The sequence below is a fragment of the Rubrivirga litoralis genome (assembly GCF_031846415.1).
Classification (GTDB): domain Bacteria; phylum Bacteroidota; class Rhodothermia; order Rhodothermales; family Rubricoccaceae; genus Rubrivirga; species Rubrivirga litoralis.
In genome coordinates this window covers 53,795-77,017 of the sequence record NZ_JAVRHT010000011.1, presented here as the reverse complement: position 1 = coordinate 77,017, position 23,223 = coordinate 53,795, and the positions used below count along the sequence as shown (strand labels likewise).

At 75.0% G+C, this 23,223-nt stretch carries 20 protein-coding genes and 1 tRNA gene; 16 read left to right on the top strand and 5 right to left on the bottom strand.

Annotation, left to right across the window (positions count from 1 at the left end):
- The first annotated feature begins 132 nt into the window (after nucleotides 1-132).
- From RM540_RS06415 to RM540_RS06390, 6 genes are all read left to right on the top strand, one after another.
- Entirely contained in the window at nucleotides 133-1,200 is a 1,068-nt protein-coding gene (locus tag RM540_RS06415; protein ID WP_311662723.1) for an EscU/YscU/HrcU family type III secretion system export apparatus switch protein, read from the top strand.
- A complete protein-coding gene (flhA, locus tag RM540_RS06410) occupies nucleotides 1,201-3,270 on the top strand; it encodes a flagellar biosynthesis protein FlhA (RefSeq protein WP_311662722.1) in 2,070 nt (689 codons plus the stop codon). It abuts the gene before it with no gap.
- 27 nt (nucleotides 3,271-3,297) lie between these two features.
- Nucleotides 3,298-4,581, top strand: coding sequence for a hypothetical protein (locus RM540_RS06405; protein ID WP_311662721.1), 1,284 nt, complete (start codon nucleotides 3,298-3,300; stop codon nucleotides 4,579-4,581).
- 33 nt (nucleotides 4,582-4,614) lie between these two features.
- Nucleotides 4,615-5,385 (top strand): nucleotide-binding protein, encoded by a 771-nt coding sequence (locus RM540_RS06400; RefSeq protein WP_311662720.1) that lies wholly within the window; start codon nucleotides 4,615-4,617, stop codon nucleotides 5,383-5,385.
- A 128-nt stretch (nucleotides 5,386-5,513) separates the two neighbouring features.
- A complete protein-coding gene (locus tag RM540_RS06395; RefSeq protein WP_311662719.1) occupies nucleotides 5,514-5,717 on the top strand; it encodes a hypothetical protein in 204 nt (67 codons plus the stop codon).
- Entirely contained in the window at nucleotides 5,717-6,481 is a 765-nt protein-coding gene (locus tag RM540_RS06390) for a sigma-70 family RNA polymerase sigma factor (RefSeq protein WP_311662718.1), read from the top strand. The genes RM540_RS06395 and RM540_RS06390 overlap by 1 nt, the downstream gene beginning before the upstream one ends.
- A 103-nt stretch (nucleotides 6,482-6,584) precedes the next feature.
- On the opposite strand, the gene RM540_RS06385 is transcribed toward RM540_RS06390, so the two are convergent.
- Nucleotides 6,585-6,968, bottom strand: a complete 384-nt coding sequence (locus RM540_RS06385; RefSeq protein ID WP_311662717.1) for an EF-hand domain-containing protein — start codon at nucleotides 6,966-6,968, stop codon at nucleotides 6,585-6,587.
- A 198-nt stretch (nucleotides 6,969-7,166) separates the two neighbouring features.
- Nucleotides 7,167-8,645 (bottom strand): Na+/H+ antiporter NhaC family protein, encoded by a 1,479-nt coding sequence (locus tag RM540_RS06380; protein WP_311662716.1) that lies wholly within the window; start codon nucleotides 8,643-8,645, stop codon nucleotides 7,167-7,169.
- 448 nt (nucleotides 8,646-9,093) lie between these two features.
- On the opposite strand from RM540_RS06380, the gene RM540_RS06375 reads away from it, so the two are divergent.
- The 10 genes from RM540_RS06375 to RM540_RS06330 all read left to right on the top strand — a co-directional run bounded on the left by RM540_RS06375 (nucleotide 9,094) and on the right by RM540_RS06330 (nucleotide 20,722).
- Nucleotides 9,094-10,914, top strand: coding sequence for an asparagine synthetase B family protein (locus tag RM540_RS06375; RefSeq protein WP_311662715.1), 1,821 nt, complete (start codon nucleotides 9,094-9,096; stop codon nucleotides 10,912-10,914).
- A 16-nt stretch (nucleotides 10,915-10,930) separates the two neighbouring features.
- Nucleotides 10,931-11,107 (top strand): hypothetical protein, encoded by a 177-nt coding sequence (locus RM540_RS06370; RefSeq protein WP_311662714.1) that lies wholly within the window; start codon nucleotides 10,931-10,933, stop codon nucleotides 11,105-11,107.
- The gene (locus tag RM540_RS06365; protein WP_311662713.1) at nucleotides 11,104-12,024 is read left to right on the top strand and encodes an HPr kinase/phosphorylase; all 921 of its coding nucleotides are present in this window, start codon (nucleotides 11,104-11,106) and stop codon (nucleotides 12,022-12,024) included. The genes RM540_RS06370 and RM540_RS06365 overlap by 4 nt, the downstream gene beginning before the upstream one ends.
- Before the next feature lie 182 nt (nucleotides 12,025-12,206).
- A complete protein-coding gene (locus RM540_RS06360) occupies nucleotides 12,207-14,501 on the top strand; it encodes a CDC48 family AAA ATPase (protein ID WP_311662712.1) in 2,295 nt (764 codons plus the stop codon).
- A 248-nt stretch (nucleotides 14,502-14,749) separates the two neighbouring features.
- Nucleotides 14,750-16,687: a nidogen-like domain-containing protein gene (locus RM540_RS06355; RefSeq protein ID WP_311662711.1), complete on the top strand. Its 1,938-nt coding sequence runs from the start codon at nucleotides 14,750-14,752 to the stop codon at nucleotides 16,685-16,687.
- A 95-nt stretch (nucleotides 16,688-16,782) separates the two neighbouring features.
- Complete coding sequence (locus tag RM540_RS06350; protein WP_311662710.1) at nucleotides 16,783-17,136, top strand: hypothetical protein; 354 nt, start codon at nucleotides 16,783-16,785, stop codon at nucleotides 17,134-17,136.
- A 101-nt stretch (nucleotides 17,137-17,237) separates the two neighbouring features.
- Complete coding sequence (locus RM540_RS06345; RefSeq protein ID WP_311662709.1) at nucleotides 17,238-19,535, top strand: TonB-dependent receptor; 2,298 nt, start codon at nucleotides 17,238-17,240, stop codon at nucleotides 19,533-19,535.
- A 220-nt stretch (nucleotides 19,536-19,755) separates the two neighbouring features.
- A tRNA-Lys gene (locus RM540_RS06340) sits at nucleotides 19,756-19,829 on the top strand.
- Between the two features lie 414 nt (nucleotides 19,830-20,243).
- Nucleotides 20,244-20,381 (top strand): hypothetical protein, encoded by a 138-nt coding sequence (locus tag RM540_RS06335; RefSeq protein WP_311662708.1) that lies wholly within the window; start codon nucleotides 20,244-20,246, stop codon nucleotides 20,379-20,381.
- Between the two features lie 158 nt (nucleotides 20,382-20,539).
- Nucleotides 20,540-20,722: a hypothetical protein gene (locus tag RM540_RS06330; RefSeq protein WP_311662707.1), complete on the top strand. Its 183-nt coding sequence runs from the start codon at nucleotides 20,540-20,542 to the stop codon at nucleotides 20,720-20,722.
- Here the strand turns inward: RM540_RS06330 and RM540_RS06325 are convergent, their stop codons facing one another.
- The 3 genes from RM540_RS06325 to RM540_RS06315 form a co-directional block, all read right to left on the bottom strand.
- Nucleotides 20,723-21,469 carry a glycosyltransferase family 2 protein gene (locus RM540_RS06325; protein WP_311662706.1) on the bottom strand — a complete coding sequence of 249 codons (747 nt, stop codon included), beginning with the start codon at nucleotides 21,467-21,469 and terminating at the stop codon, nucleotides 20,723-20,725.
- Between the two features lie 121 nt (nucleotides 21,470-21,590).
- A complete protein-coding gene (locus tag RM540_RS06320) occupies nucleotides 21,591-22,457 on the bottom strand; it encodes an SDR family oxidoreductase (protein WP_311662705.1) in 867 nt (288 codons plus the stop codon).
- Between the two features lie 120 nt (nucleotides 22,458-22,577).
- A complete protein-coding gene (locus RM540_RS06315) occupies nucleotides 22,578-23,210 on the bottom strand; it encodes an NAD(P)-dependent oxidoreductase (RefSeq protein ID WP_311662704.1) in 633 nt (210 codons plus the stop codon).
- Nucleotides 23,211-23,223: the final 13 nt, after the last annotated feature.

The following is a 23,223-nucleotide window of genomic DNA, read 5'->3' as shown; positions in this document are numbered from 1 at the left end:
CCGCCCCCGGAAACCCTTTCCGCCCCGCCCGCGGACGCCCTTTCCCCGCCCGACGCCAGGAGCCGCCGCAGGGGCGTCGTGCGCGCGCGGCCCGCCGTTCGCTAGCGAGCGGGGTGTTCCCCACCCCCCGCCGTGAGCGACAAGCCCGACCGACAAGAAAAGGTCCACGACCCGTCCCCCTCGCGCCTCCGCAAGGCCCGGGAGGACGGGAACGTGTTCAAGTCGAAAGAGCTCATCTCGGTCGGCGTCCTGGGCGCGGGCGGGGCGGCCCTCGTGTTCGGCGCGCCGGCCGCCTTCGCGACGCTCCGCGAGCTCTCGGCCCGCCTCTTCCTCGGCGCCGCCTCGACGCCGCTCGACGTGGACAGCATGCCCAGCCTGTTCGCGGGCGTCGGCGTCCCGGTGCTCGGACTCCTGCTCCCCTTTTTCGCCGTCGTCATGGCGGCGGGCGCGGCGGCGAGCGTGGCCCAGACCGGGTGGAACGTGACGACCAAGCCGCTCACCCCTAAGGGCAGCCGCGTGTCGCCGCTGGAAGGCCTCAAGCGGCTGTTCTCGACCAAGGGCGTGTTCGAGGCCGGCAAGGCGCTCACGAAGGTCGCCGTCGTCGGCCCCATCGCCTACGGCGTGCTCCGCGACCGGGCCGACGAGATGCTCGGGCTCTCGACGCTCCCCGTCGACGCGATCGCCGCGGTCACCGGGACCTGGGTCGTCGATCTGGGCGCGCCCGTGCTCCTCGCGCTCCTCCTGCTCGCCGCCGTCGACTACGCCTTCGAGAAGCACAAGTGGACGTCCGACCTCAAGATGACCGACAAGGAGGTCAAGGACGAGGGGAAGGAGCAGGAGGGCGACCCCCACCTCAAGGGCAAGCGCCGCCAGCGCGCCCGCGAGCTCGCCACGCGGCCCCGCCTCGACCACGCCGTCATGCAGGCCGACGTCGTCGTCACCAACCCGACCCACTACGCCGTCGCGCTCCGGTTCGACCCGGCCGCCGGCGGCGCCCCGACCGTGCTCTGCAAGGGCGTCCGCAAGCGGGCGCTCGCCATCAAGGGGCTGGCCGCCGAGCTCGGCATCCCGACGGTCGAGGACCGCCCGCTCGCCCGCGCGCTCCACGCCACGGTCGACGAGGGCGCGCCCATCGACGAGTCGCTCTACGCCGCCGTGGCCGCCGTGCTCGCCGAGGTCTACCGCCGCCGCGCCGCCTAGATGCCGACCGCCACCGCCCCGCCCGCCACCCCGCCCGGCGCCCGCGTGGGCACCGAGGCCGTCGCGGCCTCGGGCCTCGTCCTCATCCTGCTCGTCATGGTGGTGCCCCTCCCGGGGTTCCTCCTGGACCTCCTGCTGACGACGAACATCGCCGTCAGCCTGGGCGTGCTGCTGACGGCGTTCTACGCCCGGCGGCCGCTCGACTTCGCCATTTTCCCCGGGCTCCTCCTTATCACGACGCTGTTCCGGCTGTCGCTGAACGTGGCGTCGACGCGGCTGATCCTGGGCGAGGCCAAGGCCGGCGCGCTGATCGAGGCGTTCGGGAGCTTCGTCGTGGCCGGCAACTTCGTCGTCGGGGCGATTGTGTTCCTGGTCCTCGTCCTGATCAACTTCGTCGTCATCACGAAGGGATCGGGTCGGATCGCCGAGGTCGGCGCGCGGTTCACGCTCGACGCGCTCCCGGGCAAGCAGATGGCGATCGACGCCGACTTGGGGGCCGGGCTTATCGACGAGGCCGAGGCCCGCCAGCGCCGCTCCGACGTGTCGCGCGAGGCCGACTTCTACGGGGCCATGGACGGCGCCTCGAAGTTCGTCCGCGGCGACGCCGTAGCCGGCCTCATCATCACGGCCGTCAACATCGTCGGCGGGCTCGTCATCGGGGCCACGCAGCACGGGATGACGATGGCGGAGGCGGCCAGCACGTTCACGCTCCTCTCGATCGGCGACGGCTTGGTGAGCCAGATCCCGGCCCTCCTCATCTCGACGGCCGCCGGGCTCATCGTGAGCCGGGCCTCGGGCGAGGGCAACATCGCGGGTGAGGTCCAGACGCAGCTCCTGGCCGCGGCCGTGCCCCTCTTGGTGACCGGCGGGTTCATGCTCCTGCTCGGGCTCATGCCGGGGCTCCCGATCGTCCCGTTCTGGGCGCTCGGCATCGGGGCCATCGCGCTCGGGCGGAGCCGGCTCGTGGCCGACCGCGCGGCCGACGCCGAGGCCGCCCGCCCCGCCCCGCCCGAGGCCGAGCCCGAGCCCGAGCCGGCCGACTTCCTCCTCGTCGACCCGCTCGAGCTCGAGGTCGGCTACGGGCTCATCCCGCTCGTCGACCCGGCCCAGGGCGGCGACCTCCTCGACCGCGTCAAGCGGCTCCGGCAGCAGCTGGCCGTCGAGCTCGGGCTCGTGATCCCGCCCGTCCGCATCCGCGACAACGTGGCGCTCGGGGCGAATGCCTACGCCGTCAAGCTCCGCGGCAACCCGGTCGGCGAGGGCGAGGTGATGCCGGGCTACGGCCTGGCCCTGCTCCCCGAAGGCTTCGACGGGTCGGCGCCGGGGCTCAAGACCGAGGACCCCACCTTCGGGCTCCCGGCCGTCTGGGTGCCGGAGCGGGCGCTCCCCGACGCCGAGCGCCAGGGGCTCACGGCCGTCGAGGCCCCGGCCGTCGTCACGACGCACCTCCTCGAAGTCCTCCGCACGCACGCCCACCGCCTCCTCGACCGCCAGGAGGTGAGCGCGCTCGTCGACAAGGTGAAGGAGACGGCCCCGGCCCTCGTCGGCGAGCTCACGCCGGCCCTCCTCTCGATCGGCGACATCCAGAAGGTGCTCAAGGGGCTGCTGCGCGAGCGCGTCCCGATCCGCGACCTCGTCACGATCCTCGAAGCCCTCGCCGACCACGCCCCGCGGACGAAGAACGTCGAGGTGCTGGTCGAGTACGCCCGCGCCGCGCTCGCGGCGACGATCACGCGCCAGTTTGCCGGCCCCGACGGGCACGTCCACCTCGTGGTCCTCGACCCGGTCTTGGAGCAGCACCTGCTCGAGCGGGCCGAGGCCGGCGCGCTCAACGCGAGCACGCTCGGGCTGGCCCCGGAGCGGGCGCAGGCGCTCCTCGAAGCGGCCGAGGCCGCGGCGGGGCGGCTCCTCGTCGACGGTCACCCGCCGGTCCTCCTCACCTCGCCCGTGCTCCGCAGCACCGTCGCCGCGTTTCTCGCCGGCGTCGAGGGCGAGCTCGCCGTGCTCTCCTACAACGACCTCACCGCCGACGCCGCGCTCGACGTCGTGGACCACCTCTCGATCCCCTAGCGCCGCCCCGCCCCGGCCGCCCCGCCCATGCAGATCAAGACGATCCCCGGCTCCAGCATTCAGACCGCCCTCGCCGAGGCCCGGGCTACGCTCGGCGACGGCGTCGTGCTCCTCGAATCGGTCGCCGCCGCCGACGGCCGCCCCGCCCAGATCACGGTCGCGCTCGACGCCGCCCCGGCCGCGCCCCGGCCGGTCGCCGCGGGCGGGGCGGACACGCTCGCCGACGACGCGGGCGGGGCGGGTACGCGCCCGGCGCTCGCGGGCGGGGCGGGCGAACCGCTCGGGTTCGGGTACGCCGCTGCGCGGGCGCCCGCGCGGACGGCGGCGCCGCGCCCGCTCTTTACCGCCCCGCCCGCCGTGGCGCCGCCGCCCCGCCCGCCCGGCGCCGCGCCGGCGCCCGAAGTCCTCGACCGCCTGGAGCGGCTGGACGCCCGGCTCGCCGGGCTGGGCGAGCTGGCCGGCCGGCTCGACCGGCTCGAACACCGACTGGGCAACGCGCTCCTCGGCGGATCGCAGACGTGGGCGGCCCACCCGCTCTACGGCCGCCTCCTCCGCTCCGGCCTGGCGCCGGCCACGGCGACCGACCTCCTCAACGGGGCCGTCGAGGGCAGCCCGGACCCGGACCACCTGGGCATGGACGACCACCAGACGCTCTTGTGGTCGGTCGCGCAGACGCTCCGCGACCGGCTCCGCCCGACGACGCCCCGGCGCTACGCGGCCGACACGCTCGTCGCCATCGGCCCGGGCGGGGCGGGCAAGACGTCGTTCCTCAAGCGGCTGGCGACGGACCCCCAGTTCTACGGGCGCCGCGAGGTGGGCGTCCTCACCGTCGTGCCCGAGGGCACGTCCGGCGACCCCGGGGCCGAGTTCCGCGCCCTCGGGATCCGCACGCGCGCCGCGCGGACGGCCGACGAGGTCCGCGAGGCCCTCGAACAGTTCCACGAGACCGACGCGCTCCTCGTCGACACCCCGGCGCTCCCGGCCGACGACGCCGCCGCGCGGCGGGCGCTGCACGGGCTGGCCGAGGTGCTCGCCCCGCTCACGGCGTTCGACGTCGTCCTCGCGCTCGACGCCGCGCGCGCCCGGCCGCCCCTCGACCTGAGCCGGCTCGACACGCTCCCGCTCCAGCCCACGCTCGGCGTGCTCACGCGGCTCGACGAGGCCGGCGACTGGGGCCGCCTCGCCGAGTGGCTGCTCGCGTTCGGGCGCCCGGTCGGGTTCGCCACGACCGGCCCGCGCCTGGACGAGTCCCTCATCTCGTACTCCCCCACGTGGTTCGCCGAGCGCTACGCCCACCGCCTCCACGCCTGACCGCCCCCACGCCTGACCTTCCCCACCCCGCCCATGACTTCCCCCCTCACGCTCGCCGTCGTCAGCGGCAAGGGCGGCGTCGGCAAGAGCGTGCTCTCGGTCAACCTCGCCGAGACGTTCGCCGCCGCCGGCCGCCGGACCGCGCTCGTCGACGCCGACTTCGGCCAGAGCGCCTGCCCCGTCCTCCTCAACGAGGCCCCGCCCGTGACGGCGCTCGACGTGGCCGTGGGCCGGGCCGAGCCCGCCGACGCGCTCTGGACCACGGACTCGGGGCTCACGCTGTTCCAGGCCGTCCGCACGCCGGGCGAGGCCGACGGCCACGAGCCGGCGCTCTACGACGCGCTCGACATCGGGCTCGACGCCCTGTGCGGCGACCACGACGTCGTCCTCATCGACGCCCCGGCCGGGACTGGCCCCGCCGTGCGGTGGGCGCTCGACCGGGCCGGCGCCGGGCTCCTCGTCCTCGTCGGCGAACCGACGGCCGTCGCCGACGCCTACGGGCTGGCCAAGCTGGTGTGGTCGGCGGACCCGGACTTTCCGCTTGGGGCGGCCGTCAACTTCGCCGATACCGAGTCCGAGGCGGAAAACGTGGCGGCCCGGTTCGCGGCCGTGACGCGGCCGTTCCTCGGCGTCGCCCCGGCCTACCTCGGCTGGGTCCCCTACGCCGTCGCCGTGAGGCGGTCGGTGCAGCGCCAGCGGCCAGCCGTGCACGAGCCCGGCGCCACGCGCCTCGCCTTCGACGCCCTCGCCGCCGCCGCCGCCCGCGGCCCGGCGGCCTGGGCCGGCGCCCCCGCCGTCCTCTAACGCCAGTAGGTCAGTGAGTCGGTGGGCCAGTGGGTCCGTCCATCCGGCGGGACTCTCCCGCCGACTACAGCGCCCGCCCCAACTCCGCCCGGACACCACCCCGCCCCACGGACTCACCCGCCCCGCCCATGCCCGCGTTCGCCGTACGGCTCAGCGCCGCCGCCGCCCTGGCCGCCCTGTTCCTCCACCTCCTCGCCGGCGCCGGCCTCGAGCACGCCGTCGTCACGGCGGCCGGCGTGGGCGGGGCGGGCGCCCTCGCGCTGACCGCGGTCGGCGCGGCGGTCCAGCGCGCCCGGCGCCACGCGCGGACGGAGCCCGACCCCGCCCCCTGATGGCCCCGCCCGACCTCCAAGACGCCGTCGACCGCTACCTCGACGACCCGACCCCGCGGCGCCGCGAGGCCGCCGTGCTGGCCGCGCTCCCGCTCGTCCACTCGATCGTGGGCAAGGTCCGGGCGCCCGACCACCCGCTCACGTCGCCCGAGGACCTGGAGGGGTCGGCTATTGAAGGGCTGCTCCAGGCGCTCGACTCGTACGACCCCAACCGCGGCGTTCTGTTCGCGACGCACGCCTACCGCCGCGTCCGGGGGTCGGTCGTGGACGCGCTCCGCGCCATCGACGTGCTCTCGAGCGCCAAGCGGAAGCGGATGGGCGAGGTGCGCCGGGCGACCTCCTCGCTCCGCCAGACGCTCGGCCACGAGCCCAGCGACGACGACGTGGCCGCGGCCGTCGGGCTGTCGGTCCGCGACTACCACGCGCTCCTCTCGGAAGCCCAGCTCCGGTACACGCTCTCGCTCGACCGCCCCGCCAGCGCCGACCCCGAGGCGGCCGCGCTAGGCGACCTCGTCGCCGACGCCGACGCCGGGGCCGGGTTCGAGGCCGTCGAGCAGGGCTCGCTCCAGGCCCAGCTGGCGCGCGAGATCCCCCGGCTCCCCGAGCGCCAGCGGACGATCCTCGCCCTGTACTACCACGAGGACCTCACCCTCCGCGAGGTCGGCGAGGTCCTCGGCGTCAGCGACGCGCGGATCTCGCAGATCCTCGGCAAGATCCTGCTCACGCTCCGCGGGCGGCTCATGGCCGAGCGCGCCGCCGCGTAGGGCGAACGGACGGCCACCCCGCCCCCGCGAGCGGCTCCGACGCACGACCGCCCCGCCCCGACATGGGGGCGGGGCGGGGCGGCCGGGCCAGACGGAGCGGGGCTTAGCGGCGGACGTACGGGCCGTACCCGACGCCGAACTCGTCGCTGCTCAGGCGCCCGTCGCGGTCGGTGTCGAACGTGCCGAACACGCCGGTGCGGTACTCGTCGTCGGTGACGAACCCGTCGCGGTCGGCGTCGAACGTGCCGTAGTCGTAGCCGTAGTCGGCCGTGCCGGCGCCGAACTCGTTCTCGTCGAGGCGGCCGTCGCCGTCGAGGTCGTAGTCGTTGTAGTACGGCGTGGCGCCGAAGCCGACGCCGAACTCGGCGTCGCTGATGAAGCCGTCGCGGTCGGTGTCGTACGCGTCGAAGTCGTCGTCGGCCGTGCCGGTGGCCGTCGAGGCGCAGCCGACGAGGAGGAAGGGGAGGACGAGGTAGAAGCGTCGCATGAAACGTGGGATAGAGAGAGAGAGCCGTTGGGGTTGTACCCGGCGCTCCACCCCGCCCGTTCCGCTCAGCGGTAGGGGCAGCCCCCAGGGCGGCGCAAGGAATACGATCCTCTCGCCCACGGGGCGGGGCGGGCGAACGGCTCGAGCGGGGCGGGCGAGCGCGCGGGCGGGGCGGGGCGGAAGAGGGCAACGCTCGGCCTACATAAAGGCCCCGATGGTGGCGAACCCCGCGACCGCCACGGTGCCCGCGAGGAGCGCGTACGGGAGCTGCGTGCGCACGTGGGCGATGTGGTCCGTCGCCGCCGCGAGCGACGAGACGATCGTGGTGTCGGAGATGGGCGAGGCGTGGTCGCCGAAGATCCCGCCGGCCAGCGAGGCCGCGAGGAACGGCGCCAGCGGGAGCCCGAGCGCCGCCGCGGCCGGGACCGCAATCGGGATCATGATGGCGAACGTGCCCCACGATGTCCCCGTCGAGAACGCGACGAAGCCGCCGGTGAGGAACACGAGCGGGAGCAGGAGCGCCGGCCCCACGCCCGCCTGGGCGACGCCGGCCGCGACGTAGACGCCGGCGCCCAACTCACGCGTGACGCCGCCGAGACCGAGCGCGAGAAGGAGCACGAGCGCGATGCCGACCATCCCGCCCGCCCCCTTCAGGCCGACCGACGTGAGCTGCTCGACGGTCAGTGCGCGCTGCGGGAGGAGCAGGACCCACGCCACGGCCAGCCCGGCGAGGACGGCCCACAGCACGCTCGTCGAGCCCGAGCCCTCCAGCATCACCCCGAACCCGGACACCTCGCCCGGCATCAGCCGGCCCTCGGCCACGGCCGCGGCGACGGCGGCACGGCCCGTGACGAACAGCCCGAGCGGCATCGTCAGCACCAGGACCACGAGGGGGACGACCATGTTGACCGGGCGGGGCGGGACGGCCCCGATCGGCGCGGGCACGAGCGCCTCCTCGTCGACGTCGGGCGCGGCGCCCGGGGCGGACACCTCGCCGCCGGCGGCCCGCTCCTCGGCCCGCCGCATTGGCCCGACGGCCCACCCGGTCACGGCCACGAACGCGGCCAGCGCGACGGCCGCGAACGCGTACACGTTGTACGGGACCGACAGGGCGAACAGGCGGACGGGGTCCTCGACGCCCTGCTCGGCCAGCAGCGACAGGACGTAGGCGCCCCAGGCGTTGAGCGGGATGAGGACGCACACGGCCGCGCTCGTCGAGTCGATGAGGTAGGCCAGCATCTCGCGGCTCCGCCGGTGCCGGTCGAAGAGGGGCCGCGAGACGGCGCCGGCCACGAGCACGGTGATGTTCGACTCGATAAAGATCACGACGCCTACGAGGAACGCGAGCACGCGCGCCCCGCGCGGCCCGGTCACGAGGCGGCGCCGCTCGAGCCAGTCGACGAACCCGGCCACCCCGCCCGACGCCTCGACGGTCGCGATGAGCGCGCCGATGACGAGCGTGAACAGGAGCACGCGCGCGTTGCCCGCGTCGCCGAGCACGCCGACGAGCCCGTCGATGGCCGCGCCCAACCCGGCAAACGGGTCGCCATCGGCCAGGATCGTGAACCCGAGCCAGACACCGGCCCCGAGCGAGAGGTACACCTGCCGCGTGCCGATCGCGAGGCCGATGGCGAGGAGAGGGGGAAGGAGCGAGGTCCAGCTGGGGTCGGGGGGCACAGGCGGGGCGGGGCGGGGCGGGGCGGGGCGGGGCGGGGCGGGGCGGAGGTTACGCGCGGGCCGCCGGAGGACGCGCGGGGCAGCCGATCCCGCACGCGGCGCTAGGGCCTGCCCTCCCCGGCCGTGCGCCACGGACGCAGCGGGCCGGCGCCGCTCGCGCACCACAGCGTGACTCGATGCCCGCTCGATTCCCGTCTTTGACAGTAAGGCGCCGGTGCCCCCGAAGCGGCAGGAGACCCCGTTCAACCGCCCTGGCCGTCGCGCCTGGCGCACCTCTGCGGGTGACAAAGCGGCTTCGGGCGGCGGCGGCATCGTCAGCGCACGGCCTCCGCCGCCCCGCCCGACGGTTTTTCTCACAGCGGAAGAGCCGCCCGCGCGTGTCAGATGCGCCAGGTTCCGCACGACTTGGCGCGCTGCCCGGCCCCGCAGTGCCGTACTCTATGCTCCTATGACCGGCTTCCTCGCTCTCGTCGGACCGACCGCCCCGCCCCGCTCGGCGGGGCCGGACGTGGACGCGTGGGCGGGCGGGGCGGCCCGCCTGTGGGCCGAGCGCACGGGGCGCCCGAACGGGCCGCGCATCGCCACGCGCGGCCCGCTCGCCGTCGCCGCCGACCTCCGGCTCGACAACCGCGACGACCTCCGGCGGGCGCTCGGCGTTTCGCGGGCCGGCTCGGACGCCGACCTGCTCCTGGCCGCCTACGAGCGGTGGGGCGAGAACGCCGTGGAGCGCCTCGACGGCCCGTTCTCGTTCGCGCTGTGGGACGGCCGGGCGGGGCGGCTGCACGCGGCCCGCGACGGGACCGGCCTCCGCCCACTCTACCGCGCCCGCGTCGGCAGCGCGTGGGCGTTCGGGTCGAGCCTCCCCACGGTGCAGTCGCTCGTCCCGTTCCGCGTCGACCGCGCGGCGGCGGCCGACTTCCTCACGGGCGCCCTCGACCGCACGACGCGGACGCTGGTCGAGACCGTCGAGCGCGTGCTGCCGGCGACCGCCGTCGTGGTCGCGCCGGGCGGGGCGGGGCGCTCGCCGGCGGTGGGCGAGCGCCGGTTCTGGTCGCCCGACGCCGCCCTCCGGCTCCCCGACGACGACGCGGTCGTCGAGAGCGCCTTCCGCGACGCGTTCGACCGCGCGGTCCTCGCGCGCCTCGACGGCGACACGGGCGCGCTGCTCTCCGGCGGCCTCGACTCGTCGTCGATCGTGGCGACGGTCCGGGCGCTCCGCCCCGCCCTGCCGCTCTCGACGTTCTCGCTCGTCTACGACGAACGGACGGCCGACGAGCGCCGCTATGTCGACGCCGTGGTCGAGGGCGGCGGCCTCGTGCCGCACCGGGTCCAGGGCGAGGGGGTTTCGATGTTCGACGACCTCGACCGCGACCTCGCCGCGGTCGGCGAGCCGTTCCCGGCGCCCAACCTGTTCCTCACGCGCCACCTCTACGAGCGGGCGGGGCGGGCGGGGCTCGGCGCCGTCCTCGACGGGTTCGCCGGCGACAACGTGGTCGCCCACGGCGAGCAGCGGATGACCGAGCTGGCCTACGGGCTCCGCCTGCCGTCGCTCCTCCGCGAGGGGCGGGCCGTCGCGCGGCGGTCGAGGAGCCCGCGGCGCATGGCGCTCCACCTCGTGCGCGACTACGTGCTCGCCCCGCTCGTCGCCCCGCTCCGCCCCGCCCCGCCCGCCGTGCACTTCGGGCGGGGCGGCGTCGTGACCTCCCGCGGCGAGCGGGACCTCCCATACCGGACGGTCCGGGCCTCGCACCAGGCCGAGCTGTCGTCGCCGCGGATCCCGCGAGCCGTCGAGGTCGCCTACGCGGCGGCGGCGGCGGCCGGAGTCGAGCCGCGGTTCCCGTTCCTCGACCGCCGCCTCGTCGAGGTGTGCTTTGCCGTCCCCTCGGCCCAGCGGCTCCGCGACGGCCTGACGCGGTCGTTCCTGCGGCGGTCGCTGGCGGACCGGCTGCCGGAGGCGCTCGTTCAGCGAGCCGACAAGGCCCGGTTGGCCACCAACTTTGTCGACGCCTTTTTCGTCCGCGAGGCCGCGTTCGTCCGCGGCGTCCTCTACGACGGGGCCGCCGCGGCGGCCGACGCCCTCGACCTCCCCGCCCTCCGCCGCGCCTACGAGCGGGCCGAGCGCGACCCCACCCTCCGCCTGAACCTTGTGCTCCCGCTCTGGCGGGCCACGGTGTTCGCGCGGTGGACGGCGACCGCCCCCGGGCGCCTGTCGCCGGTCCCAGAGGAGACCCTTCTCCTCGCCCCGCCCGCGCCCGCGGGCTCCTTTTAACCACCCCTCCACCCTCATGACTCCTGACACCCTCTCTCCCTCGACCGATACGGACGCGCCGGCGGCCCTCAAGCCGTACGCCACCCCCGTCTACACCGAGTTCGGCTCGATCTCCAGCCTGACGGCGGGTCCCGGCGCGGGCACGCTCGACCAGCTCATCGGCGGCGATGGCGGCTTCGACCCCACCTCGTGACCCCCGTCGAGTCACGCATACGCGCCGCCCCGCCCGATCCGTCGAGCGGGGCGGCGTCGTACTCGGTCTTCGGGCTCCGGCTCCGGTCGGCCCTGCCGCTCCCCGGCCTCCGCCCCGCCCCGCCCTCTGGCGCGGGCGGGGCGGAGGTCGTCGTGCGGCGCGGGCCGGTCGATGCGCCCGGCCCGGCCAGCGCCTACGGCATCGCGGGGTGGCCCGGCGACGATGCCGACACCATAGTCTGGCGGCGCGACACGCGGCTCCGCATCACCGCGAGCGACATCACGGTCGACACGGCCGACGACGCGTTTGCGCGGCAGTGCGTGCTCGGGCCGGGGCTGGGTGTCCTGCTCCACCGGCGCGGGCGCCTCGTGCTCCACGGGAGCGCCGTCGACGTGGGCGGCCGCGCGGTCGTCCTGGTCGGCGATAAGGGCGCGGGCAAGTCGACGACGGCGGCCGCCCTCGTCGCCCGCGGCCACCGGCTGCTCACCGACGACCTCGTGGCCTTGGACGAGGACGCGGGCGGGGCGGCAGTCCTCCCCGGCCCTACGCAGATGAAGCTGTGGAGCGCCTCCGCCAGCGCGCTCGGCGTCGAGACCGAGCCGTTCATGGACGGGATTGACAAGGGCGTGTGGCACGGGGCCGCGCCGGCCGAGCGCGCCGCCCCGCTCGCGCTCGTCTGCTCGCTCGGCTGGGGCGAGCGCGTCGCGCTCACCCCGCTCGCGGGCGGGGCGGCGTTCGGCGACGTGTTCGGCCACGTCTACGCCCCGCGCTTTCTGGGGGCGCAGGCCGGCGCCCCGCTCGTCGGGCGCGTGGCGGGGCTCCTCCAAGGCGTCCGGGCGGGGCGGCTCGTGCGGCCCCGCGACCTGGGCGCCGTCGACGCGCTGGCCGAGGCCATCGAGACGGCGGTGGCCGCGTAGGCGCCTGCGCTGTCATGAGGGCGGGGCGGCCCGTTCCGCTGTTCCGGCCGCACGACCGTGCCTCCGCCCCGCCCTCGCGGCGGCGGAGTCGGGCGGAGCCTGAAGGCTGGGTGAGGGCGGGGCGGGCGGTGAACCTCGCACGCGCGCCCTCGTGGAACCGGCCGCACTCCCAGACGACACCGATGGCCGAAGTCCAAACCCCTACCGACACCGTCCGCCTCCAGGTGGCGGGCGCCCAAAAGCCCGACTTCGGGAAGAGCATCGCCCGGCTCAGCCAGGAGGCGTTCGCCGAGCTCGGCATCGGCCCCGGCGCCATCGTCTCGCTGACCGGCAAGCGGACGACGGCGGCCGTCGCCGTCCCGCCCTACCCCGCCGACGTGGGGCTGTCGATCATCCGCCTCGACGGGCTCCTCCGCGCGAATGCCGGCATCGGCATGGGCGACACGGTCGAGGTGGCGCAGGCCGAGGTCTCGCCCGCCCAGTCGGTCGTGCTCGCGCCGGCGCAGCCCGAGATGCGGCTGAACGGGCCGGGCGGGGCGCTCCTCCGCCCGCTCATCGGCCGCCCCATGACGGCCGGCGACACGATCTCGACGGCCGTCCCCGTGGACGGCATGCCGGGCGTGCCGCCCGAGGTGTTCCAGCGCGTGTTTGGGCGCCAGAAGCCGTTCGGGCTCCAGGAGATCCGCCTCGTTGTGGTCAGCGCGCACCCGCGCGGCATCGTCCAGATCACCGACCAGACCGACGTCACGCTGCTGCCGGAGTACCAGGAGCCGACCGACGGCGAGCCCCCGGTCGGGATCACCTACGACGACGTGGGCGGGTTGGGCGACACGGTCGACCAGGTCCGGGAGATGATCGAGCTCCCGCTGAAGCACCCCGAGCTCTTTTCGCGGCTGGGCATCGACCCGCCCAAGGGCGTGCTCCTGTACGGGCCGCCGGGGACGGGCAAGACGCTGCTCGCGCGGGCGGTCGCGAACGAGACGAACGCCCACTTTTCGGTCATCAACGGGCCGGAGATCATGGGCCGCTACTACGGCGAGTCCGAGGAACGGCTGCGGTCGGTCTTCGAGGAGGCGTCCCAGAACGCGCCGGCCATCATCTTCATCGACGAGCTGGACTCGATCGCGCCGGCCCGCGACGAGACCGGCGAGGCCGAGCGCCGCGTGGTCGCCCAGCTCCTGACGCTGCTCGACGGCCTGGAAGCACGCGGCAACGTGGTCGTGATCGGCGCCACGAACCGGCCGGACGCCATCGACGAGGCGCTTCGGCGGCCCGGCCGGTTCGACCGCGAGATCGTGATCGGCGTGCCCGACACGGCGGGGCGGCGCGAGATCATCGGCATCCACACGCGCGGGATGCCGCTCGCCGAGGGCGTCGACCTGGAGGAGCTGGCGCGGACGACTTATGGGTTCGTCGGGGCCGACCTGGGCGCGCTCGCCCGCGAGGCGGCCATCTCGGCGCTCCGCCGCATCCTGCCCGACATCGACCTGGACGAGGACGAGATCCCGGCCGACGTGCTGGACGAGCTCGTCGTCCGCGACGGCGACTTCCGCGACGCGCTCCGGCGCGTCCAGCCGTCGGCGCTGCGTGAGATCCAGATCCAGGTCCCCAACGTGGGCTGGGCCGACATCGGCGGGCTCGAAGAGACCAAGAGCCAGCTCCAGGAGGGCATCGAGCTCCCGCTGAAGCACCCCGAGGCGTTCGAGCGGCTGGGGATCCGCCAGGCCCGCGGGTTCCTCCTGTTCGGCCCTCCGGGCAACGGCAAGACGCTGCTCGCCAAGGCCGTCGCCCGCGAGGCCGAGGCCAACTTTGTCGCCACCAAGTCGAGCGACTTGCTGTCGAAGTGGGTCGGCGAGAGCGAGAAACAGGTGTCGAAGCTGTTCAAGCGCGCTCGCCAGGTCTCGCCGACTGTCATCTTCATCGACGAGATCGACGCGCTCGCGCCGGCGCGGGGCGGCCAGTTTGGGGACTCGAACGTGACCGAGCGGGTCGTGAACACGCTCCTCGCCGAGATGGACGGACTGGAGGAGCTCCAGGGCGTCGTGGTGATCGGCGCGACGAACCGGCCGACGCTCCTCGACCCGGCGCTGCTGCGGCCGGGCCGGTTCGACGAGCTCGTCTACGTCCCGGTCCCGGACACCGAGGGCCGGCGGACGATCCTCGGCATCCAGACGAAGGACATGCCGCTCGCGGACGACGTCGACCTGGACGCGATCGCGGGCCGGACCGAGCGGTTCTCGGGCGCCGACCTCGAGAACCTCGTCCGCAAGGCCGGGCTGCTCGCGCTCCGCCAGAACCTGGACTCCGAGACCGTCTCGGCCGCCCACTTCGAGTCCGCCCTCGCCGACACGCGCCCGAGCGTGACGCCCGAGGTCGAGCGCGAGTACGAGCGGATGCGGAAGCAGCTCAAGCAGGAGGACCCCCGCGGTCGGACCATCGGGTTCCAGATCGCCCCGCCCGAGGGCGACGGCGCCTGACGGGCGTCCCGCCCCGCCCAGGCGTCACGGTCGATGAAGAGCGGGGGCGGGGCGGCTGGAGCTGCCGGCCCTCGGCGCGTGCGTTGCGCGGGCGGGGCGGCGCACGCAGGTCCGACTCCCGGCGTGGATCGCCCCGAACCGCCCCGCCCGCTCCACGGGCGGGGCGGCTTCTTGCGCGCGCGTGACGTGCAAGTCATTGGGATCACGTAGGTAAGAGAGCACACCTCTCTCCCCCTACCCCTGGCCCCATGATGACTCGTTCGCTACGCCGCACCGCCGGCGCGCTGGCCCTGTTCGGCCTGCTCCTCGCCGCCCCGCCCGCCCTCGCCCAGGTCACGCTCCACACGGCCGCCGAGAAGGCGGCCTACGAAGCGGCCACGCCGGCCCGCCCCGCTCCGGCCGCCGCGCGGCAGGCGAGCGCGGCGGCAGGCGACCTGCTCGTCCCCCGCGACGACACGTTCACGCTCGCGCTCGCCGCCAACGACGACGGCTCGACCGACGCCATCCCGCTCCCGTTCGCGTTCAACCTTTACGGGACGACCTACGACGAGGTCTACATCAACAACAACGGGAACGTCACCTTCACCGAGCGGCTCGGGACGTTCACCCCGTTCGCGTTCCCGTCCGCCACCCCCATCGTCGCCCCGTTCTTCGCCGACGTCGACACGCGGGGGACCGGGAGCGGGCTCGTCTACTACAAGAGCGAGCCCAGCCGGTTTACCGTCGTCTGGGAGGACGTCGGGTACTTCAACCGCCAGACCGACAAGCGGAACACGTTCCAGCTCGTGCTCACCGACGGCGCCGACCCGCTCGTAGGGGCGGGGCGGAACGTGTGCCTGAGCTACGGCGACATGAACTGGACGACGGGCAGCGCCTCGGGCGGCTCGAACGGGTTCGGCGGGACGGCGGCCATCGCCGGCGCGAACGCGGGCGACGGCGCCTCGTTCTTCACGCTCGGACGGTTCGACCAGGCCGGCGACGCCTACGACGGTCCGGGCGGCGCCTCGGACGGCGTCGACTACCTCGACGACCGCGACGTGTGCTTTAGCACGAGCGACAGCGAGACGAACGTCCCGCCGATCGCCCAGGGCATCGCCGACGGCGACGCGTTCGACCTCGCGTTCGGGACCGAGTTGGTCATCGACTTCTCGTTCCTGAGCCCGGAGGCGGACCAGACGACGGAGATCACCTCGCCCGACTTCGACGCGTTCGGCGAGCCGTCGAGCGGCGGGGCCTTCGAGTTCTTCGACGGGACCGTCTCGTTCGACGCGACCGCCGGCAACCCGGCGACCGGCCAGATCCGGGCCTCCATCGCGCCGGGCCTCGGCGTCACCGGGGGCGGCTCGTACGACGTCGCCCTCGTGGCGTGCGACGACGCCGACGACTTCGAGTGCACCGAGATCACGATCACGATCAACGTCGAGTCGCTCGGGACCCGGTCGTGCGAGCCGGGCGACTGGTACGTCATCGACTTCAGCGCCGACGGCGAGCCCTCGCCGTTCTCCGGCGGCGAGTACGTCCGGGTCTACGCCTCCGGCCCGGGGCCGCTGGACCTGAGCGGGTGCGACTTCGTCGCGTTCAACCCGTTCTCGGAGCGCGTCACGCTCTCGGTCCCGCTCGACGGCGTCACGCTGGGCGCGTTCGAGGACGTCGTGATTCTGGAGGGCGGCGCGGACTTCCCCGAGGGGTCGATCCCCGACGGCCCGGGCGCCATCGCGTTCGTTCAGGGCGACGTCGCCGTCGGCGCGACGGTCCAGTCCGTGCTCGGCCGCGTCGCCCACTCGGTCGTCTACTTCCGCGACGACAACATCTTCGGCGTCTTCCCCGCCGGCAGCCCGCTCGACCCGGACCCCGGCGCGCGGCGCGCGGGCGGGGAGGCGGACCTGAGCGCGCAGCTCGCCGCGCTCCGCGCCGAACCCGGCGACGTCGGACCGGCGCTCGCAGTCGGCCCGAACCCGGTGCGCGGGGCCGGCGCGGTCGCGTTCCGGCTCGACGCTGAGGCCGACGTCCGGCTCGCGGTCTACGACGTGCTCGGGCGCGAGGTGACCGTGCTCGCGGAAGGCGCGTACGGCGCCGGCTCGCACCGGGCGTCGTTCGACGCGGCGGCGTTCCCGGCCGGCGCCTACGTCGTCCGCCTGACGGCGGGCGGGGTGGCGCACACGGCGCGGCTCACAGTCGTCCGCTAGGCCGCCCCGCCCTCGGCCACCCGGCGGCCCGCTCCTCCTGGGGCGGGCCGCCGCACGTTTCGGGCGGCGCCCGCCGGTCGTAGGTTGGAGGCGAGATGCCCCACCCCGCCCGCGCCCTCGTCCTGCTCGCCGCCCTGCTGGGCGGGGTGGGCGCGGTGTCGGTTCACCTCGTGCACCACGGGCTGGAGTGGGCGGCGTCGCAGGCGGAGCACCTGGCGCACGGGGCGCACGACGACGACGCGGACCTCGTGACGACGCCCTGCACGGGCGGGGCGGCGCACGAGGCTCCGTGCGCCGTGTGCACCGGGTTCGCCGGCGCGGTCCTGACGCCGGGCGCGGCCGTCGCGGAGCGGGCCGTGGAGGAGCGGGAACGGGCGGCCGGCGAGGCGCTGGCCGTGTACCGGCGCGCGGCGACGCCCGCCCGGGGACCGCCGGCGCCGGCCGCGTAGGTCCGGCCCGCGGCGTCCGTCGTAGGCCTCCGTCCGGCGCGCGCCTGCGTGCCCGGCCTCTGGTTCCGGCCGCGCGTCTGCGGCCCTGCGACAACTCCGCCATGCGCCACACCGCCCTGCTCCTCGCCCTCGTCGTGCTCGGGCTCTACGCCCCCGCCGCGCTTTCTCAGTCCCTCACCGGCCGCGTCACGGACGCCGAGACCGGCGCCCCGCTCCCCGGCGCCACGGTCGCCGTGCCCGCCCTCGCGCTCGGAGCGTCGACGGGCGCCGACGGCCGATTCGTCCTCTCCGCCCTCCCCGCCGGCTCAGCCCGCGTCGTCGTCTCGTTCGTCGGCTACCGGAGCGAGACGCGGACGGTCGACGTCGGCGCGGGCGGGGCGGGGCTCGACGTGGCGCTCGCGCCGTCGGTCGTCGAGGCGCCCGACGTGACCGTCACGGCGCGGGCGCGGGCGTCGGACGTGCTCTCGACGCCGCAGTCCGTGGCCGTCGTGGACGAGGAGGCGCTGGACCGCGCGGGCGGGGCGACGCCGTTCGACGCGCTCGACGAGGTCGCCGGCGTCCGCCTCTTGCGGACCGGGCCGGGCATCGCCAAGCCGGTCATCCGCGGGCTCACGTCGCAGCGCGTGCTCGTCGTCCAGGACGGGGTGCGGCAGGAGGGCCAGGGCTGGGGCGACGAGCACGCCCCGGAGGTCGGCGCGGCCGACGTGGACCGGATCGAGGTCGTCCGCGGGCCGGCGTCGCTGCTCTACGGGTCGGACGCGCTGGGCGGCGTCGTGCAGACGGTCCCCACGGACCTGTTCGCGCGGACCGCCCCGCTCGGCGGCGAGGCGTCGCTGGCGGGCGCGACGGTCGCGCAGCAGACCGAGGGGACGCTGGTCGTGGGCGGCGTGAGCGGCCGGCTGGGCTACGAGGTCCGCGGCGGGGCGCTCCGGGCGGGGCTCGTGCGCACGCCGTCCGGGCTCGTGCCCAACACGGCGCTCGACACCGAGACGCTGTCGGGCCGCGTGGGCACGCACGTGGGCGAGGGCGGGCGGCTCGTGGCGGAGGCCGGGACGTTCCGCCAGTCGCTGGGGCTCTTCGAGGACGGCGGGCTCGTGCCCGAGGCGCCGGCGGGGCGGTTCACCATCGACATGCCGCGCCAGACGGTCGCCCACGACCGGGCCGCGCTTCGCCTCGACCTCCCGCTCGGGCTCGACCGCCTCGACGTGGTCGCGGCCGTCCAGCAGAACCGGCGGCGCGAGTTCGAGGAACACGAGGACGAGGACCACCTAGGCGACGAACATGGCGACGAGGAGCACGGGGGCGGGGCGGCCGAAAACCTCCCCACCCTCTCGCTCCGCCTTACCACGGTCACGACCGACGCGCGCTTCCACCACCGCCCGCTCGGGCCGGTGTTCGGCGTGCTCGGCGTGAGCGGGATGTTCCAGCGGAACGAGACGCTGGCCGAGGAGGTGCTCATCCCGGGGGGGACGACGCTGAACGGGGCGGTCTACGCCGCCGAGCAGGTCGTGAGCGGGCCGCTCACGCTCGACGCCGGGGTGCGGTTCGACGCGCGCCACCTGGACGTGGAGGCGAACGGGACGCTGGGCGTCGAGGCCCAGACGCGGACGTACACGGCGCTCACGGGCGCGGTCGGGGCGGCGTGGCAGCTCCGGCCTGACTTGTCGGTCGCTGCCAACCTGGGCCGGGCCTTCCGGGCGCCGATCCTCCAGGAACTGTTCGGGAACGGGGTCCACGAGGGGACGCTCCGGTTCGAGCGCGGCAACGCGGCGCTCGCGCCCGAGACCAGCCTGGCCCTCGACGGCGTCGTCCGCTACCTGACGCCGCACGTCTACGCCGAGGTGAGCGGGTTCGTGAACGCGATCGGCGGCTACATCACGCCGCGCGCGACGGGCGGGGTGGACCCGGAGAGCGGGTTCCAGGTCTACGACTTCGTCCAGTCCGACGCCCGCTTGGTGGGCGCGGAGGCCCGGCTCGACGTGCACCCGCACGCGCTGCACGGCCTGGGCGTCCACCTCGCCGGCGACGTGACGCGGGGGACGGACACGGACGCCGACCGGCCGCTCCCGTTCGTCCCCCCCGCCCGGCTCCAGACGGCCGTCGAGTACCGGGCGGGGCGGCTCGGTCCGGCCCGCGACGTCGAGGCCCGGATCGGGCCGACGTTCGTGGCCGCCCAGCGCCGCGCGGACCTCCCCGAGGAGGTCCCGACCGACGCCTACACCGTGTGGTCGGCGAGCGCGTCGGCGTCGTTCGCCGTGGGCGGGGCGGTCGTCACGCCGACGCTCGCGGTCGACAACCTGACCGACGCCACGTTCGTGGACCCGCTCAGCCGGTACCGCCCGTTCGGGGTCCCGGCGCCGGGGCGGAGCGTGCGGCTCGCGCTGCGCGCCTCGTTCTGACCGCCCCGCCCTCGCGGGACCGCGGGGCGGGGTGGGACGGTGCGATCGCGCTCCTGGGGAAAGCTCTGGCTCGCGGACAGCATGGCGGCCGTGGGTGCGTCGTCGGTCGATACAGCGGCGCGGGGCTGACGGACCGCCCCGCCCGCTGAGTTTTCCGTGGCGGCACGGTTTCACCGTCTGTCCGCTTGAGCGGGCGGGGCGGGGCGGGTAGCTTGGCGGTGCCCCTATAGCTCAGCTGGTTAGAGCAGCGGACTCTTAATCCGCGTGTCGAAGGTTCGAATCCTTCTGGGGGCACTGCCGAAACCCGCCTCTGCCGTGCGCTGAGGCGGGTTTTTGTTAGAGCGGTGCCGGAGTGGTGTCACCCGCCTGCGGTAGAGTCCAAGAGGCTCCCCGGCGACGATGACTCCTCAGGTGAAACGGTGCGCGAAGTGTGAACAGACGTTACCGTCTGCCGCCTTCCACAGAAACCGGCGGAGAAGGGACGGCTTACAGACGTACTGCCGGGTATGCAAGGCCGAGGTTCAGAGGGAGTGGTACCGTCGGCGGGGGAGTACCCAGCGCGCTCGGAACGACGCATACAAGGTCCGGAACACGGGGCACCTATGAGACTACCTCGCCGCGCACCCGTGCGTGGACTGCGGCGAAACGGACCCCGTTGTCTTGGAGTTTGACCACGTGCGAGGGCGGAAGGTCGGCTCCCTGTCAGACATGGCCGTTCGCCAGTTCAGCCTCGCCAAGCTCGACGCCGAGATTGCCAAGTGCGAGGTCCGGTGCGCGAACTGCCACAAGCGAAAGACGGCGATTGAGCAGGGCTGGTACGCCAGCCTTACGCTGCCGCGGACGTAGCGCCCGAGGCGCGCGCCGTTCGCCGGTGGCCTCGCCGCTCCCACGTTGAGGCGCTGCAGAGCGCGCCACCCCGCCCTCTGCGTTTCCAGAGGCCGATGTCCGGGAAACCCGGGGCGGGGCGGTCTGCGTTCGTCTGCCCCTCTCCCACCCCGCCCCTCATGGCCGACAACACCGCCAAGCGCCGCAGCCCGTTCGGCATCGCCCTCCTCGTCGTGGGTGTGCTCACGCTCCTCCTCATCGTGTTCTTGCTGTCCCAGCGGGGCGGCGAGACGACGGGCGGCATCGGGGGCGGCGGGCTCGACGCGCCCGAGCAGGTCGAGCCGTCCGAGGCGCTCCCGTAGTCAGGACCGCTCGCCAGCGGGCGGTCCGCCGGGGCCGTTCCGGTTTTTCCAGTAGCCCCAGCTCGACGCGCGGACCCAGCCGGCGCCGGCGCCGGTGAAGAGCAGGAGCGGGCGGATCCACCCGTGGAGCGTCTTTCGCAGGCGGCCCTGCCGAAGCCGGCGGTGGTCGCGCTCGTAGACTCGGAGCGCCGGGGCGTAGACGACGCGCCACCCCGCCCGGCGGACGGTCCACAGCGCGTAGATGTCCTCGTTCGCCGTCAGCGCTGGGTCGAACCCGCCGGCGTCGAGGAGCGCGCGGCGCCGGAGGACCATGTTGGACCCCGACCCGGCCGGGACGGTGAGCCACGCGAGCACGCGGATGCCGAGCGAGAACAGCCGGTAGTACGTCCGGTACTCGGCGTCGGCGCTGTACTTGCCGCCCTGGACAGCGCCCACGCGCGGCCCCAGGTCGAGGGCCTCCCACGCGGACCAGTAGCCGCGGCCGAACGACACGTCGATGTCGGTGAACAGGATCCACTCGGTCTCGGCCGCCTCCAGCCCAATCTGCCGGGCCTCGGGGATCGAGCTCGGCACCTCCAGGACCGTCGTCCGCTCGGGGCGGAGGCGGCGGACGAGGTCGGCCGTCCCGTCCGTGCTCGCGTCGACGACGACCACGCGGAGGCGCGGGTCGAGGCTGGCCAGAAACGGGCCGACGTTGTGGGCCTCGTCCTTGGTGGGGACGACGAGCGTGAGGGCGTCGAGGGTCACAGGCGGCGGCGGGTCTGGGGGGAAGGTGCCCACCCCGCCCTCCAAACGCAACGGGGGCGCACGCGGCCCCGGCGCACGCGGTCCCGGCGCACCGCCCCTCCCCGACAGCGAAGCGCCCTGCTCATCCGTGCGCGGGCGGGGCGGCTCCGTCCGGCAGCCGGAGCGGACCGGGCTGCGTCCCGTCGACGTCTACGACGCCGACCTCGCGCGCGAGGTCGGCAGCGAGCAGCGTCTGCCCCGTGCGCAGGAAGGCCGTGGGGTCGGCGGCAAGCGCGGCGACGGCACGGCCGACGTAGCGCGGGCTCTCCGATCCGGCCAGCGCGGGCACGCGCGCCCACGTCCGCTCCGTCGCTCCATAGGCCGCCAGCACCCGCTCGGTGCGGACGAAGCCGGGCGAGACGGCCACCGACGTGACACCGCGCGGCCGGAGGTCCTGCGCCATCCCGAACGCGAGCCGCGCGAGCGACGCCTGCGCCACGTCGTCGTACACGCTGCCGGTGTACCGTCCGCGGTCCTCGAACGTGACCGTCGCCACGAGCGCGCCGTCGCGGAGGAGCGGGGCGGCAAACCGGGACGTGAGGAGCGCCGCCCAGACGCCCGAGCGCATGGTGGCGTCCCACCGCGCGAGCGGCTGCTCCCAGAACGGTCCGCCAGCCGCCGGTCCCTCGTGGCCGCCCCAGACGGCGTTCACGAGGAGGTCTAGTCCGCCCGCGTCGGCCTCGATGCGGGAGAGGAGCGCGCGGACGTCCTCGACGCGCGTGTGGTCGGTCTGGACGGCCACGCCCCGCCCGCCGGCCCGCGTCACGTCCGAGGCCGTCTCGTCGATGTTACCGGGCACGTCGCGGCGGCGCTGGCTCTTGAGCGTCCGCCCGGTGACGTAGACGGTCGCGCCGGCCTCGCCGAGCGCGAGCGCGACGCCCCGCCCGACGCCGCGGCTGGCGCCGGCGACGAGGGCGACGCGGGAAGACAGGTCGGGCGGGGCGGGCATGGCGGCGCAGCAGAGGCGGGGCTACGCGCGAGGGCGGGGCGGTGTCCGCCGAGGCCGCGCCTCCACCCCGCCCTCGGACATTTTTAACGGGCCGAGCGGGGCGGCCGACGGCGGGGTGGGCTACGCGTCCGTGACCATCGGGGCCTCGCCGGCAAAGCGGTCCGACGTGGCGAGGTCGAGCATCAGGTCGGCCACGTCGGCGCGAGAGACGCTGTGGCCCAGGCCCATCGAGAAGTAGCCGGTTTTGTAGCGGCCCGTCTGCGGCCCGTCGGTCAGGCGCGGGGCGCGGACGGCGGTCCACTCCAGGCCCGAGCGGCGGAAAGCGTCGACGTGGGCCTTGGAGTCGGCCAGGAGGGTTTTGGCGACCACCTTCATGATCCCGCCGACGAGCCGCGGGGCAAACCCGCCCGGGTCCTTGGGGTCCGTAACGCCGGCGCCGGTTTCGGTGACGACACGGCGGACGCCGTGCGCCTTCATGGCCGCGACCACGTTCTGGGCCGCCCGGGCCATGAGGTCCGGCGGCGACCCCTTCGTGTGGCCGAGCGTGAGGAGCACGGCGTCGGCGCCGTCGACGACGCGGTCGACGTCGGCCGCGTCCAAAGCGTCGCCCTGGACGACGGTGAGGGCGGGGTGGTCGATGCCGAGCGACGAGGGCGTCCGCGCGAGGGCCGTGACGTGGTGGCCGGCGGCGAGCGCCTGCTGGACGAGGGGGCGCCCGGTGCGGCCGGTGGCGCCGAGGACGGCGAGGGTCATAGGGGTCCCGTAG

Bases quoted from the DNA above. Each gene is read 5' to 3' on its own strand.
- flhA (WP_311662722.1), top strand. From the start codon at position 1,201: ATGCCGACCGCCACCGCCCCGCCCGCCACCCCGCCCGGCGCCCGCGTG.
- RM540_RS06405 (WP_311662721.1), top strand. From the start codon at position 3,298: ATGCAGATCAAGACGATCCCCGGCTCCAGCATTCAGACCGCCCTCGCC.
- RM540_RS06400 (WP_311662720.1), top strand. From the start codon at position 4,615: ATGACTTCCCCCCTCACGCTCGCCGTCGTCAGCGGCAAGGGCGGCGTC.
- RM540_RS06395 (WP_311662719.1), top strand. From the start codon at position 5,514: ATGCCCGCGTTCGCCGTACGGCTCAGCGCCGCCGCCGCCCTGGCCGCC.
- RM540_RS06390 (WP_311662718.1), top strand. From the start codon at position 5,717: ATGGCCCCGCCCGACCTCCAAGACGCCGTCGACCGCTACCTCGACGAC.
- RM540_RS06385 (WP_311662717.1), bottom strand. From the start codon at position 6,968: ATGCGACGCTTCTACCTCGTCCTCCCCTTCCTCCTCGTCGGCTGCGCC.
- RM540_RS06375 (WP_311662715.1), top strand. From the start codon at position 9,094: ATGACCGGCTTCCTCGCTCTCGTCGGACCGACCGCCCCGCCCCGCTCG.
- RM540_RS06370 (WP_311662714.1), top strand. From the start codon at position 10,931: ATGACTCCTGACACCCTCTCTCCCTCGACCGATACGGACGCGCCGGCG.
- RM540_RS06360 (WP_311662712.1), top strand. From the start codon at position 12,207: ATGGCCGAAGTCCAAACCCCTACCGACACCGTCCGCCTCCAGGTGGCG.
- RM540_RS06355 (WP_311662711.1), top strand. From the start codon at position 14,750: ATGATGACTCGTTCGCTACGCCGCACCGCCGGCGCGCTGGCCCTGTTC.
- RM540_RS06350 (WP_311662710.1), top strand. From the start codon at position 16,783: ATGCCCCACCCCGCCCGCGCCCTCGTCCTGCTCGCCGCCCTGCTGGGC.
- RM540_RS06345 (WP_311662709.1), top strand. From the start codon at position 17,238: ATGCGCCACACCGCCCTGCTCCTCGCCCTCGTCGTGCTCGGGCTCTAC.
- RM540_RS06335 (WP_311662708.1), top strand. From the start codon at position 20,244: ATGGCCGTTCGCCAGTTCAGCCTCGCCAAGCTCGACGCCGAGATTGCC.
- RM540_RS06330 (WP_311662707.1), top strand. From the start codon at position 20,540: ATGGCCGACAACACCGCCAAGCGCCGCAGCCCGTTCGGCATCGCCCTC.
- RM540_RS06320 (WP_311662705.1), bottom strand. From the start codon at position 22,457: ATGCCCGCCCCGCCCGACCTGTCTTCCCGCGTCGCCCTCGTCGCCGGC.
- RM540_RS06315 (WP_311662704.1), bottom strand. From the start codon at position 23,210: ATGACCCTCGCCGTCCTCGGCGCCACCGGCCGCACCGGGCGCCCCCTC.